Consider the following 13622-nt stretch of genomic DNA (forward strand, 5'->3'; position numbering starts at 1 on the left):
GCTTGACCCGGGACCCAGCTTCCTCGTAACTCATTGCATGGAAAGAGAAACGCGAGGCGGCTGGGTCTATATGATGGCCAACCGTTATCGCGGCACCATCTATGTCGGATCGACCACCGATCTTGCTGCGCGGGTCACGGCCCATCGCGAAGGACGCGGTTCGGATTTTTGCGCAGAGCACCGTCTGACGCGGCTTGTCTGGGCGGAGCGGGCCGAAACGATCATCGACGCAAAGCATCACGAACAACGCATGAAGCGCTGGCGACGCGAATGGAAGTTTGCGCTGATCGAAGAGGCCAATCCCGATTGGGGCGATCTGTTTGATCAGATCATCTGAACCGCCCCCGCCCCGGACTTGATCCGGGGCCCCGCTTGCTTTGGGCCGAGAAGAAGAAAAGCTGGGTCCCGGGTCAAGCCCGGGACGGGGGACAAGCTTCTCACCTCATCACACGTAAGGCGGGCAGTCCCGTCCCGTCGGGCTCTTGGTGAAAATCTCGTTGCCCGTTTCCGTAATCGCGATCGAATGCTCGAACTGTGCCGAGAGCGATTTGTCGCGAGTCACCGCGGTCCAGCCGTCGCCCAGCACCTTGGCCCAGGGCTTGCCGAGGTTGATCATCGGTTCGATGGTGAAGAACATCCCCGGCTTCAGTTCCGGCCCCGTGCCCGCCTTGGCCGCATGGACCACTTCGGGCGCGTCGTGGAACAACCGGCCAAGGCCGTGCCCGCAGAACTCGCGCACCACGCCGTAACGGAACTGGCTGGCATGGGCTTCGATTGCCGCGCCGATATCGCCGAGCCGTGCGCCCGGCTGCGCGGCGGCGATGCCCAGCATCAGGCATTCATAGGTCACCTCGACCAGCCGCCGCGCTTTCAGCGAAGGCTCGCCCGCGTAGAACATCCGGCTGGTATCGCCGTGCCAGCCATCGACCAGCGGGGTCACGTCGATGTTGAGGATGTCGCCATCCTTCAGCACCTTGTCGCCCGGAATGCCGTGGCAGATCACATGGTTGATCGAGATGCAGGACGAGTGCGCATAGCCGCGGTAGCCGAGCGTCGCGGGGATTGCGCCCGCATCCAGCATCATGCCGCGGATCGCGTCGTCCAATGCGCCGGTCGTCACCCCCGGCTTGACCATGTCGGCCAGCGCATCGAGGATTTCGGCGGCCAGCCGCCCGGCCTTGCGCATGCCTTCGAAGCCCTCTGCGGTGTGGAGCTTGATGGTGCCATCGCGGTAGACGGTCGTATCGCCGTCAACGAGTTGATAATCGTGCATGGCGCTGCACATAGCGACAGCAGCGGCAAAAAGCTACTTCGGCAGTGCAAAGGCCGCCTTGTATTCGGGCTTCACCGCCGCCAGCACCTTCGGTGTCACCGGCAGCGTCACCTCGTAAGGCCCTTCGGCATAGGAACCGGCGACATAGGCCGCGGCGATCAGGCCGATGCGGTTGAACGCCTGCTTGTCCGATGATCCCACCAGCACCGTCAGATCGCTGACCGGCGGGCACGGGAAGAAGCTGTCGTCGGGGGAATAATCCTCGCCCATGCGCTCCATCTTTTCGGCCTTCAGCGCCTTGCACCACGCCGCGCCCAGCGCATCCTGCATGGCCGCATCGGAGCGGAACATGTCCTTGGGATCGAAGGCCTTGCCTGCCTCTCGGTCCCACACCAGCGCATCGAAGGCCCCGTTGCCATGCGCCCCGCCGGTATAGGCGTAAAAGCTGGCGGACAGCGACAGGAAGCGCGGCAGATCGGCGACCACATCCCAGCTCTTTTCGAACGAGCGGTTGATGCAGGCCACGCAGTCCTCGCCCGCGAATTCGCGCTTGGCTTCCTCCCATTCGGCCTTCTGTTCGGCGAGGATTTCGGTGCGTTCGGCCGTGAAGCGTTCGACCAGCGCGGGGATGGCGGAGACTTCTGCGGGCCAGCTGTAGGAAAATTCGCGCGCGGCATCATCCTTGCCGGCATTATCGGTGAAGGCGACCGCGACAGGCTTGGGGGATTCGGCAGTGGCGGTTGCCGTGGCGGTAGCGGCATCCGGAGCCGTGCCGGTTTCGGCGGCGATTTCATCGGGTGATGAACAGGCCGGAAGGCTCGCCAAAAGCGCCATGGCGGCGGCTTTGAGGGCAAGGCCAGACCTGTCTAGACCCCCTCTAGGTCCGTCCAGACCCCGTTTAGGCCCCTTTTTGCCTGTCATTGGCCGATGTTTCGCGTGAAACATTCCTGCATCCCGCATCGCTTTTCCCCATCCCCGAATCTGCTGGTGACAATCGCCCTTGCCGCATTATGGAACAGGCATGAGCGAACCCAAAGCATTGATCCGGCCCGATCGCGGCGAAGCAGCCATTGCCATCCATCTCGTGAACAAGGACGGGCTCGAAGCCTTTGCCAAAGGGCTTTCCGCCAGCCAGCGCGCGAGCCTTGCGGCGCAGAAGTTCGAGGGCGCGGGAAACAGTTACGCGATCGTTCCCGAAGGAGATTCGTGGTTCGTCGTCAGCGGGGTGGCGAACCCCGAAAGCCTGTCGGCATGGTGCCTCGCCAAGCTGGCGGACGAGCTGCCCGAAGGCGTCTATCGCCTCGCCAGCGGGGAACCGGGCGCGGCGATGTTCGGCTGGGTGACCGGGCAGTATCGCTTCACCCGCTACAAGAGCGAGGACAAGTCGCAGGGCCCCCGCATCCTGCTGACCGCGCAGGCGGGGCAGATCGAGGGCTATCTCGCCGAAGCCGAAGCGGAATGTCTGGTGCGCGACCTTGTCAACGCCCCGCCCGAAGACATGGGCCCCGCCGCGCTGGAGGCGGAGTGCGAAAGGCTCGCCAAGGCGCACAAGGCCGAGCTTTCGGTGGTGCGCGGCGATGCGCTGGAACAGGGCTATCCGATGGTCCACGCGGTGGGCCGCGCCGCCGCCCGCCACCATGCCCCGCGCCTGATGCACCTGACCTGGGGCAAGGACAGCGATCCGGTGCTGGCGATTGTCGGCAAGGGGGTGTGCTTCGACAGCGGCGGGCTCGATATCAAGCCGTCCTCGGGCATGCGGCTGATGAAAAAGGACATGGGCGGCGCGGCGCACGCCATCGCGCTCGCCGGGCTGGTGATGGGGGCGCGGCTGAAGGTGCGGCTGCACCTGCTGGTTCCGGCGGTGGAAAATGCCATTTCCGGCAGCGCCTTCCGCCCCGGCGATGTGCTGAAAAGCCGCAAGGGGCTGAGCGTGGAGATCGACAACACCGATGCCGAAGGCCGCCTGATCCTCGGCGATGCGCTGACCCGCGCCTCGGAGGAAGGCCCCGATCTGATCGTCGATTTCGCCACTCTGACGGGCGCGGCCCGCGTGGCGCTCGGCCCCGATCTGCCCGCGCTGTTTGCACGGCGGGACGAGACGGCCGAGGCCTTCCTCACGGCGGGCAAGGCGAACGACGATGCCGCATGGCGCCTGCCCCTGCACGAGGCCTATCGCGAATACCTCGCCTCCGATGTGGCCGACATGGCGAATTCGGCGAGCAATCCCTTTGCCGGAGCGAGCGTCGCCGGCCTGTTCCTCGACCGGTTTGTCGGCGAGGGAATCGACTGGGTGCATTTCGATACCTTTGCCTGGACACCCGCACCCAAGCCCGGTCGCCAGAGGGGCGGGCGCGGGCTGGGCCTGAGGGCGGCGTGGCACGCGATCCGTGCGCGATACGCGGGGTAAGCTTGCCCCGCGCCGCGCTTGTCGCTAACGGGCCTGCCACGCGGGCGCGGGGGCGCGTGCGGCAACACCTGCCAAGGACTGATTGAACGCAGATGAGCGGCGCTGAGGGCGATCACGGGGAATATGCGGTGCCTGCGGGCGTGCTGGGTCTGAAAGGCCCGGTGGAAAAGCCTGCGCCCGGCACCCTGCCCCTGCGCGGCGATCTGGCGCATATGGCGCTCGCCGGAAGCCATCTGGCCGCGCACTACGTCATCCCCCATGTCCACGCGGTCGGCAGCGCGGGCGCAGGGCTGCGGCTGAACCCGCGCGGCGATGCCGAAGTGTTCGTGACCCTGCCTGCCGGAAGCCGGTTCGAACTGCTCGATGTGGCGGGCGAATGGGTATGGGGCTGCCCCGGTCCGCAAGGGCCGAGCGGCTGGTGCCGGGCGAGCGAACTCGCCCCCTCGGATAGCTGACGCAGTGGCGATCCGCCTGTTCATCGACGGAGCCGCAGGCACCACCGGCCTCGAAATCCGCGAGCGTTTGCAGGGGCGTGACGAGTTCGAATTGCTGGTGCTCGATGATGCCCAGCGCAAGGACGAAAGCGCCCGCCGCGACGCGCTTCACGCTGCCGACATCGCGATCCTGTGCCTGCCCGACGAAGCGGCCAAGGAGGCGGTCAAGCTGGCCGAGGGGGCGGACACCCGCATCATCGATGCGTCCTCTGCGCACCGCGTGGCCGATGGCTGGACCTATGGCTTTCCCGAAATCATCGGGCGCGAGACAATTGCCAATGCGCGTTTCGTGAGCAATCCGGGGTGCTATCCCACCGGCTTCCTCGCCCTCATCGCGCCGCTGGTGCAGGACGGGCTGCTGCCTGCCGACTGGCCCTATACCGTCAACGCGGTGAGCGGCTATTCGGGCGGAGGCAATGCGCTGATCGACCGGTTCGCGGCTGACACGAACATCGCCTTCCGCGCCTATGGTCTCGCCATGGGCCACAAGCATCTGCCCGAAATGCAGACCTATGCCGGGCTGGCCAACGCACCGGTGTTCTCGCCCAGCGTGATCCCCGCGCATCGCGGCATGGTGGTCGATGTGCCGCTGACACTCGGCGCGATGGGGTCAAAGCCGCAGGGCGAGGCGCTGCATGCCGCCCTCGCCGCACACTTCGGCGGGAGCGCGGTGGTGACGGTTGCATCTTACGGCGATGTGCCATCGGAACTGCTGCTGACCCGCGATGCCGCCCCGTGGGACGGGTTGCAGCTGCACGTGTTCGCCAGCGCCGACGGCACGCAGGCCCGCCTGATCGCGGTGCTCGACAACCTCGGCAAGGGCGCTTCGGGGGCGGCGATCCAGAACCTCAACATCATGTGCGGCCTGCCCGAGACCACGGGCCTTCGCCTATAATCCCCGCACGCTTGCTTAAAATTTAGGCAAGCAGCGATCAGATGCTGTGCACCCATTGCGCGCTGCACCATAATGTTGCTAACCGCCCCCTATCGGTGAAAGACATCCGCTCCCTTGAGTCTTCAAGCGGCAAGGATTGTTCGCAGCCACACCTTAAAGCTTGGCACGATTCTTGTTACGCAAGTGCCAGCAATCCAGCCGGGCGCGGATGGGCCTAACCGGACGGGGACGACGTGAAAAAGATCGAAGCGATCATCAAACCCTTCAAGCTCGACGAGGTGAAGGAGGCGCTGCACGAAATCGGCGTGTCCGGCATCACCGTGACCGAGGCGAAGGGCTTCGGCCGCCAGAAGGGCCATACCGAGCTTTATCGCGGCGCCGAATATGTCGTCGACTTCCTGCCCAAGGTGAAGCTCGAAGTGGTCGTCGCCGACGATCAGGCCGAGCGCGTGGTCGAAGCGATCGCCGCCGCCGCGCAGACGGGCCGCATCGGCGACGGCAAGATTTTCGTCACCGCGATCGAAAGCGCGCTGCGCATCCGCACCGGCGAAACCAACGACGACGCGATCTGATTTTCCACCCTCTCCGGCCTTGCCAGACCAACTGGCCGGCCTGAATTTTATCCGGAGGCACTACCAAAATGTCGAAAGCAAAAGACGTCCTGAAGCTGATCAAGGACGAGGAAATCGAGTGGGTCGATCTGCGTTTCACCGATCCCAAGGGCAAGTGGCAGCACCTGACCATGGTCGCCAGCGTCATGGGCGAGGACGAGCTTGAGGACGGCCTGATGTTCGACGGTTCGTCGATCGCAGGCTGGAAGGCGATCAACGAATCCGACATGATCCTGAAGCCCGACCTCAGCGAAACCTGGGTCGATCCCTTCAGCGCCACGCCGATGCTGATCATCAACTGCGACATCGTCGAGCCTTCGACCGGCGACTGGTACAGCCGCGATCCGCGCACCACGGCCAAGCGCGCCGAGGCCTATCTCAAGTCGACCGGCATCGGTGACACCGTCTATGTCGGCCCCGAAGCCGAATTCTTCATGTTCGACGACGTGCGCTTCGAAGACGGCTACGCCGGATCGGGCTTCGCGATCGACGATATCGAACTGCCGGGCAACACCAGCAAGGAATATGAAAACGGCAACATGGGCCACCGCCCGCGTGCCAAGGGCGGTTACTTCCCCGTCGCGCCGGTCGACAGCGCGGTGGATATCCGTGCCGAGATGGTTTCGACCATGCTCGAAATGGGCCTGCCCTGCGACAAGCACCACCACGAAGTCGCCGCCGCCCAGCACGAACTGGGCCTGACCTTCGGCACGCTGGTGCAGACCGCCGACCGCATGCAGATCTACAAGTATGTGGTGCACCAGGTCGCCCATGCCTACGGCAAGACCGCGACCTTCATGCCCAAGCCGATCAAGGCCGATAACGGTTCGGGGATGCACACCCACATCTCGATCTGGAAGGATGGCAAGCCGATGTTTGCCGGCAACGAATATGCCGGTCTGTCGGAAACCTGCCTCTATTTCATCGGCGGCGTGATCAAGCATGCCAAGGCGCTGAACGCCTTCACCAACCCGACCACCAACAGCTACAAGCGTCTGGTGCCGGGCTTTGAAGCGCCGGTGCTGCTGGCCTATTCGGCGCGCAACCGTTCGGCATCGTGCCGCATTCCCTACGGCAGCGGCGACAAGGCCAAGCGCGTGGAATTCCGCTTCCCCGATGCGATGGCCAACCCCTACCTGTGCTATTCGGCGCTGCTGATGGCGGGACTCGACGGGATCGAGAACAAGATCCACCCGGGCGAGGCGATGGACAAGAACCTCTATGATCTGCCGCCGGCCGAACTCGCCGAAGTGCCGACCGTGTGCGGTTCGCTCCGCGAGGCGCTGGATTCGCTGGCCGCCGATCACGAATTCCTGCTCAAGGGCGACGTGTTCACCAAGGACCAGATCGAAGCCTATGCCGAGCTGAAGTGGGAAGAGGTGATCCGCACCGAAACCACCCCGTGCCCGGTCGAATTCGACATGTATTACTCGATGTAATCGGGCTTACAGACCGACACCGAAGGGGGCGGGAGGAGCGATCCTCCCGCCCTTTTTTCGTTAACGCGAGGCGGCGGCCGGGTTGGCTGCGACCGTGCCCGTCAGGATCCGGTGGGCGGCCTCGGCGCCGTCGCGGCACACCTGATCGAGCAGCGCCGGATCGACGCGGTACTGGTAATTCGAGTAATCATAGGCCCGGCTCGGCCGGCCGGGCTGCGCGCCGCCGGGCTGGGTCCACCAGGCATTGCTGGCGGCATAGGAATTCCAGCGATCAACCTCCTCGCGGTTGTTGAAGCTGCCGGTCTTGATCATCTCGCCCGCCTGCCCCAGCGCCACCCGATCCTCCAGCCGCAGGTGCCCGATGTCGCCCGCCAGCGCGATCTTGGCATGGTAGAAGCCGAAGCTGGTGAGCACCGGAACCAGATACATGCCGGGCTGGATGCCGACCGAGGCCGTGCCGCCATAGACCTTGTGCCCGCTCCCGGTCAGCGCGGCGAAATCGAACACCACCCGCGGCAGCATCACCACCGACTTGGTCTCGACGCTCAGCGCGTTGACCGCGCGCCAGTTGCCGAGCGATGCCGGCCCCTGATCTGAAAGCGGCGCATCGATGTGCATGTTGATCAGCGGCTGGTATTCGGGCGTGACCACCGCAATCGTCCGCGCATCGGCAAACGGCTTCTTGACGAAGGGATCGGGCGTCACGGTGAATTTCTGCATGGCCTTGGCCGCCATCAGTTCGTCCCCGGCGATGACGGTGCGCCCGCTGGCCTGCAATTGCGCGACCAGATCGCGGAACATCCGGTCAGCAATCCCGCGCAGCATGGCGACATCCACCCCGACCAGATCGGCGGCAGCCTCCATCTGGACATTGCCCGCATCGCCGGTGGCGCTGATGCCGCTGCGCACCACCAGACCAAAGCGGTAGGAAGGGATCGCGATGCGATTGGTGCGGGCGAGCACCTTGGCCATCGCCGCATTGAAATTCTGCGAGCCCATCGCGCCCACGCCGATCATCTTCGGCGCTGCGCGGGCTGCGCCAGCCGCAAACCCGCCTGCCGCAAGGACGCCCATGGCCCCCAGGGCGGTATGCAGAACCGACCGCCGGTCCCACCCTGTATCGCGCATCCTGCCCCTCCCCCGTTGATGGCCCGCAGGCGAGCGTAACACCGCCCCTGCCCGCATGAATTGGCAGAATGCGACAGCGCTGTGCAGGAGCCGTGCGGCGCTGCTTCACCCCGCTGCGCCAAGCCGCTAAGGGTGTGCGCCATTGCCGTTGCGGAGCATCCCATGACCCAATCGATCCTGCTGGTGGCCGGAGGCCTCGTCCTGCTTGCGCTGGGCGGCGAATTGCTGGTGCGCGGCGCGGTGGGGATGGCCGCAAGGCTGGGCATCTCGCCGCTGCTGGCTGGCCTCACCATCGTCGGCTTCGGCACCTCGACGCCCGAACTGGCCACCAGCGTGCAGGCGGCGCTGGCGGGATCGCCGGGGATTGCGGTCGGCAATGTGGTGGGATCGAACATCGCCAACATCCTGCTGATCCTTGGCGTGTCGGCGCTGATCCTGCCGTTGGGGGTCAACCCTGCCTCGTTCAAGCGGGATTCGCTCGCGATGGGCGGTGCTGCGGTGCTGTGCACCGGCGCGGTGCTGCTGGGGGTGATCGGCGCGCTGACGGGCCTGGTGCTGCTGGCGAGCCTCGTCGGTTACGTCTGGTATGCCTACAAGTCCGAAAGCGCGACCCACGATGCCGAGGCGCAGCGCCACGAGCACGAAGCCGAAGACCGCCCGGTTCCGCCCGATACCGGGCCGGCGGTGCTTGGCGCGATGATCGTCGCCGGGCTCGCTGCGGCAATCTTCGGCGCGGGCTGGCTGGTTGACGGAGCCACCGTGCTGGCGAGCGCCGCGGGCGTTTCGGAAAGCGTGATCGGTCTCACCGTGGTCGCCGTCGGCACCAGCCTGCCCGAACTGATCGCCTGTGTCGTCGCGGTGATCCGCAAGCATGAAGACGTGGCGCTGGGCAATGTCGTGGGGTCGAACATCTATAACATCCTCGGCATTCTTGGCGGCACGGCGATCATTACCCCGATCGCGGTGCCGGCCGAAATCGCGCAGATCGATATCTGGGTCTTGCTCGGCGTGACGGCGCTGCTGATCGTGCAATTGCGCAGCGGCTGGCGGCTGTCGCGCATCGAAGGCGCGGTGCTGCTGGCGCTCTATTGCAGCTACACCGCTTTCCTCGCGATGCGGTGAGGCCTTTTCGCAACAAAATTTAACAAGCCGCCGATGTGGCGGTTTTTTCAATTGAGATAACGGGTTGGGTCGATAATCTCCGCGGTCCTGCTGGTCTTGCGCCAGCCCCCCTAAGTGAGAGGTTATCATGTTTGGCTCGAACGCTCCCCGTACCCGCCTGCTGGCGGGCAGTGCCCTTTGCGCCCTTTCGCTCGCAGTTGCCGCTGCGCCCGCGAACGCCGTGGTTCCCAACGAGACGCAGACCCCTGCCGACATCGTCGACACCAATGACGAATTTCGCGGCGTGGGCATGTTCTTCCGCGCTGACGGATTCGTCTGCTCGGGCACGCTGATCAACCCGCGCACCGTGCTGTTCGCGGCGCACTGCGTCAACGATGTCCCCGAAGAGGCCTATAACGCCGACGGCATCCCCGCCGCATGGTCGTTCAACGTCAACGCCCTGCCCGGTTTCCAGAACTGGTTCGCTAACAACTTCGCCAGCAACCCCAACCTCGGCGTGTTCAACGTCAACCGGATTTTCTGGGATGCCCGTTCGACCCAGGATGCGCTGGGACTGGGCTTCATCGAAGCCGACATCGCGCTTGCCAGCCTCGATACGCCGGCCGCCGGCATCCCGACCTGGGCGCTGCTGTTCAGCACCCTGCCCGCCCCCGATGCGATCGATCCGGTGACCGGCACCGGCTATCACGTCAACATCGTCGGCTATGGTGGCACCGGCAATGCCGCGCAGGGCGCGGTCAACGGGATCGACTGGCGCCGCCGTGCGGCCGAGAACATGCTGGGCGGGTTCTTCTCGCTGGATGATCGCGACAACATCATCTTCGGCCCCGACGTGCCGACCTTCCCGCAGAACCTCTACCAGCTCGATTTCGATTCGCAGAACCGCAACTTCGCGCGCGATATCAACATCTACCGCGACGATGCCCTGCCCAATGAAGGCACCACCGCAGGCGGGGATTCGGGCGGGCCGCTGATCCTTGATGCGGCCAACAACACGCTGACGAACGAGGATCTGGTGATCGGCGTGCTTTCGGGCGGGTCGCGCTTCTTCAACGGTCAGGCGTTCAGCTCGATCGGCACCACCAGCTTCTACCAGCCGCTGTCGCTCTACTGGCAGTACATCGTGGAGAACAACCCCTACCGCTATGTCGGCGCGCGCGCGGGCAACGGCAACTGGGAGGATGCGAGCCACTGGACCACGCTGCTCGATCCCAACTACCGCGTGATCAACGCACAGGGTCAGGTCGTGAACGGCCTGCCGACCACGCCGGAACTGGGGCCGAACGGCACCGAAGGCGATTTCGGCGCGATCTGCGTCGAGTTCGAAACGCCGAACGATTTCTGCGTCGATCTGGCCACCGGAGAGTTCGAGAACACCTCGGCTCCGGCGGCGGCCAGCCTGACCAACAGCCGCGCGCAGGTTTCGCTGGAGGATGTGACCGGCGCGGAAAATACCGCGCTGCCGGGCGAGATTGCCGCGCTTGAAGTCGGGCTGACCACGCCGGTGGAAGGCCGCTTTGTTCTGACCGCCGAACAGGCCCCGCAGAACGGCGCAGCGACCCTGCCCGCACCGACGCTCGCCAATGGCCTGCCGGGCGCGACCGGCTTTGTGCCGAACAATATCGATGCCGTCACCACCGACACGGTGCGCGTCGATCCGCGCTACTACGACGTGACCCTCAGCCAGAACGGCACCACCACGCTGAGCAGCGATGTCACCATCGACCGGCTGACCGTGCGCGGCAATGCCGGGCTGACCGTGGCGGCGGCGGGCGATCTCACCTCGCTGATCGACGTCAACCAGTTCGGCGGTCGGGTGAACGTCAATGGCGGGATCACCTCGGTCGGCGATTACACGCTGTTTGCAGGGATGCTCGAAGGCACCGGCACGGTCACCGCGCCGTTCCTGACCAGCATCACCGGCATCTTCAGCCCCGGCACGATGGGCACTACCGGCACGCTCAACATCGCCGGCAATCTGGTGATGTCCTCGGGCACCACCTTCATGGTCGATATCGGCAGCAACGGCGCGTCGGACCGGCTGGCGGTGGATGGTCTCGCCAATGTCGGCGGGATCGTGAATGTCGGCAGCGGCGTGACCCAGCAGGTCAACGGGCAGGGCCGGCAATACACCATCGTCAGCGCCACCGATGGCGTTTCGGGCACCTTCACCGCCCGTTCGCTGTCCTCGATCCTGCGCCAGTCGTTCACCTATCAGCAGAACGCGGTGCTGATGGAGATCCAGGCGGCCAGCTACAACACCGTGATCGATGCCAATGATCCGGTGCAGGCCGCCTATGCCCAGCTGTTCGACCAGAACCGTTCCAACGCGGCACTGGCAGGGCTGTACGGGCTCGATTTTGCCTCGGCCGATACGATCCGCAGCACCTTCACCGGGCTGGCACCGGTCAACGAACAGGCGGTGCGCTCGCTTTCGGGCCAGACCATCAACCTGCTCCAGAACTTCAACGATGCCCGCCTGCGCGAGGCGGACAAGAGCAAGGCGGGCGGCACCATTGCCGTGCGCGGCGCTCCGCTGAACGTGATGCAGGCGAGCCTTGCGCCGATGGGCCAGCCCTTGGGCAGCGAGCTGATGGCGTTGCAGGATGAGGGCGATGCCACCGTCACCCAGGCCAATCTGCCGGACAATGTCGCGATCTTCCTGTCGGGCGGCTATGTCACCGGCGATATTGGCGACCTGCCGGGCTTTGCCGAACGCCGCGATATGAACGGCCTGTTCGTGGCTGGCGGGATCGAGTTCTATCCGGGCGAGGCGACCATGGTCGGCGTGTCGGGCTATTACAGCGCGCTCGATGCCAACACGCCGCTGGGCCAGCGGGTGGACAGCGAAACCTTCGCCGCATCGCTCTATGCCCGCCACAAGTTCGAAGGCGGGCCGGTGATCGACGGGCAGTTCAGCATGGGCAGCATGGGCTTCGACACCCGCCGCACCGTGCAGTTCCTGGGTGCTGCGCAGACGCTCGAATCCGCATCGGACGATCTGCTGGTGTCGGGTGCGCTGGGCATTTCCTATGATCTGGAAAGCGGCATCGGCACCTTCTCGCCGGGGATCGAGGCACGCTATGCCAGCGTCGATCTGGGCACTGTGCGCGAGGATGGCGGGATCACCGCGCTCACCGTGGCGCGCGAGAAGTTCACCAGCACCCAGGCCCGCGTCGGCTTCGATTACGAAAAACAGGGCCAGATGGTGGCGATCAACGCCAATGCCCAGCTGGTGTGGGAGTTCGAGGACGGGCCGCAGCTGCTCGCCGCCAACTTCGCCAGCGGGATCGGCCCCAACGCCAACTTCGTGCTCGACAACGCGGACCACACCTGGGGCGAAGTGGGCGTGACCGCGACCTTCGGCACCGGCCCGTTCCAGATGAGCGCAGGCTTCGACACCACCATCGGCCGCGAAAACGCCGATGCGCAGGTGCTGCGCGCCACGGCGACCTATCGCTTCTGATCGCGCCGCAGGGCAAAAAACGGGGGCGCTCGCAGCGATGCGGGCGCCCCTCTTTTCTGGCCGAATACCGCAGCGTTTTCCTACTCGCCCGGATTGTGCCTAATCCGTTTGCCTCTCCCACTTTCCGTCACGAGGCCAACCGATGCTGCACCAACCCCCTTCCCCGCTCCTTGCCCTTGTCCGCCGCTTGATCGGCGGCGAAAGCGCCGCGCCCGCCCCCGCCCCCGCCCCCGCAACACCGCAGCGCCCTGTCCGCACCATCGGTAACGAGGGGATCGCGCTGATCAAGCGCTTCGAAGGCTGCGCCCGCCTGCGCCGCGACGGCCTGGTGGAAGCCTATCCCGATCCCGGCACCGGCGGCGAACCCTGGACCATCGGCTGGGGCGCGACCGGCCGCGATCATGTTGGCGGCGGCAGGATCGCGAAGGGCACCGTCTGGACTCAGGCGCAATGCGATGCGCGGCTTGAGAGCGATCTGGCGCGCTATGCCGCCGATGTGGCGAAGGCGCTGGGCGATGCGCCGACCACGCAGAGCCAGTTCGATGCCATGGTCAGCTTCCATTACAACACCGGCGCGATTGCGCGCGCCACGCTGATCGCGAAACACATCGCCGGCGACCATGCCGGTGCCGCGCGCGAATTTGCCCGCTGGAACCGCGCGGGCGGGCGGGTGCTCAAGGGCCTGATCCGCCGCCGCGCCGCCGAGGCCGCGCTTTACATGCGCGAAGGTTAGAGGGATGCGCTGCAACGGCGGCGCAAGCCGCCGCAAGCGCGAGGACACCGCAAG

General features: G+C 65.4%; 12 protein-coding genes. 9 read left to right on the forward strand and 3 right to left on the reverse strand.

The window, feature by feature from the left end:
* The first annotated feature begins 37 nt into the window (after positions 1-37).
* Entirely contained in the window at positions 38-337 is a 300-nt protein-coding gene (locus ACU0AG_RS00975; RefSeq protein WP_482780386.1) for a GIY-YIG nuclease family protein, read from the forward strand.
* Positions 338-445: 108 nt separating this feature from the next.
* Here the strand turns inward: ACU0AG_RS00975 and map are convergent, their stop codons facing one another.
* Together map and ACU0AG_RS00985 are read right to left on the reverse strand one after the other, a co-directional pair.
* Positions 446-1273, reverse strand: coding sequence for a type I methionyl aminopeptidase (map, locus tag ACU0AG_RS00980; protein WP_482780387.1), 828 nt, complete (start codon positions 1271-1273; stop codon positions 446-448).
* Positions 1274-1306: 33 nt separating this feature from the next.
* Entirely contained in the window at positions 1307-2107 is an 801-nt protein-coding gene (locus ACU0AG_RS00985; RefSeq protein ID WP_482780388.1) for a PdaC/SigV domain-containing protein, read from the reverse strand.
* Between the two features lie 187 nt (positions 2108-2294).
* Here ACU0AG_RS00985 and ACU0AG_RS00990 point away from each other — a divergent pair, with 187 nt between their 5' ends.
* The 5 genes from ACU0AG_RS00990 (at position 2295) to glnA (ending at position 7119) form a co-directional block, all read left to right on the forward strand.
* Positions 2295-3680 carry a leucyl aminopeptidase family protein gene (locus ACU0AG_RS00990; protein ID WP_482780389.1) on the forward strand — a complete coding sequence of 462 codons (1386 nt, stop codon included), beginning with the start codon at positions 2295-2297 and terminating at the stop codon, positions 3678-3680.
* 92 nt (positions 3681-3772) lie between these two features.
* On the forward strand, positions 3773-4135 hold the full coding sequence (locus ACU0AG_RS00995; protein ID WP_482780390.1) for a hypothetical protein: 363 nt from the start codon (positions 3773-3775) through the stop codon (positions 4133-4135).
* Between the two features lie 4 nt (positions 4136-4139).
* Positions 4140-5069, forward strand: coding sequence for an N-acetyl-gamma-glutamyl-phosphate reductase (argC, locus tag ACU0AG_RS01000; RefSeq protein ID WP_482780391.1), 930 nt, complete (start codon positions 4140-4142; stop codon positions 5067-5069).
* A gap of 233 nt (positions 5070-5302) precedes the next feature.
* On the forward strand, positions 5303-5641 hold the full coding sequence (locus tag ACU0AG_RS01005; RefSeq protein ID WP_054119870.1) for a P-II family nitrogen regulator: 339 nt from the start codon (positions 5303-5305) through the stop codon (positions 5639-5641).
* A gap of 68 nt (positions 5642-5709) precedes the next feature.
* On the forward strand, positions 5710-7119 hold the full coding sequence (gene glnA, locus ACU0AG_RS01010; protein WP_482780392.1) for a type I glutamate--ammonia ligase: 1410 nt from the start codon (positions 5710-5712) through the stop codon (positions 7117-7119).
* 60 nt (positions 7120-7179) lie between these two features.
* Here glnA and ACU0AG_RS01015 read toward each other — a convergent pair whose 3' ends face one another.
* Positions 7180-8193, reverse strand: a complete 1014-nt coding sequence (locus tag ACU0AG_RS01015) for a hypothetical protein (RefSeq protein WP_482780393.1) — start codon at positions 8191-8193, stop codon at positions 7180-7182.
* A 216-nt stretch (positions 8194-8409) separates the two neighbouring features.
* On the opposite strand from ACU0AG_RS01015, the gene ACU0AG_RS01020 reads away from it, so the two are divergent.
* From ACU0AG_RS01020 to ACU0AG_RS01030, 3 genes are all read left to right on the forward strand, one after another.
* Positions 8410-9369: a calcium/sodium antiporter gene (locus tag ACU0AG_RS01020; protein ID WP_482780394.1), complete on the forward strand. Its 960-nt coding sequence runs from the start codon at positions 8410-8412 to the stop codon at positions 9367-9369.
* Between the two features lie 127 nt (positions 9370-9496).
* Entirely contained in the window at positions 9497-12835 is a 3339-nt protein-coding gene (locus tag ACU0AG_RS01025) for an autotransporter domain-containing protein (protein ID WP_482780395.1), read from the forward strand.
* 142 nt (positions 12836-12977) lie between these two features.
* A complete protein-coding gene (locus ACU0AG_RS01030) occupies positions 12978-13568 on the forward strand; it encodes a lysozyme (RefSeq protein ID WP_482780396.1) in 591 nt (196 codons plus the stop codon).
* The last annotated feature ends 54 nt before the right edge of the window (positions 13569-13622 follow it).

It is taken from the genome of Erythrobacter sp. RANMB8 (assembly GCF_056848235.1).

Coding starts and splice junctions, on each gene's coding strand:
- ACU0AG_RS00990 (WP_482780389.1), top strand. CDS start 2,295: ATGAGCGAACCCAAAGCATTGATCCGGCCCGATCGCGGCGAAGCAGCC.
- glnA (WP_482780392.1), top strand. CDS start 5,710: ATGTCGAAAGCAAAAGACGTCCTGAAGCTGATCAAGGACGAGGAAATC.
- ACU0AG_RS01030 (WP_482780396.1), top strand. CDS start 12,978: ATGCTGCACCAACCCCCTTCCCCGCTCCTTGCCCTTGTCCGCCGCTTG.
- ACU0AG_RS00995 (WP_482780390.1), top strand. CDS start 3,773: ATGAGCGGCGCTGAGGGCGATCACGGGGAATATGCGGTGCCTGCGGGC.
- ACU0AG_RS00985 (WP_482780388.1), bottom strand. CDS start 2,107: ATGGCGCTTTTGGCGAGCCTTCCGGCCTGTTCATCACCCGATGAAATC.
- ACU0AG_RS01020 (WP_482780394.1), top strand. CDS start 8,410: ATGACCCAATCGATCCTGCTGGTGGCCGGAGGCCTCGTCCTGCTTGCG.
- ACU0AG_RS01025 (WP_482780395.1), top strand. CDS start 9,497: ATGTTTGGCTCGAACGCTCCCCGTACCCGCCTGCTGGCGGGCAGTGCC.
- ACU0AG_RS00975 (WP_482780386.1), top strand. CDS start 38: ATGGAAAGAGAAACGCGAGGCGGCTGGGTCTATATGATGGCCAACCGT.
- map (WP_482780387.1), bottom strand. CDS start 1,273: ATGCACGATTATCAACTCGTTGACGGCGATACGACCGTCTACCGCGAT.
- ACU0AG_RS01015 (WP_482780393.1), bottom strand. CDS start 8,193: ATGGGCGTCCTTGCGGCAGGCGGGTTTGCGGCTGGCGCAGCCCGCGCA.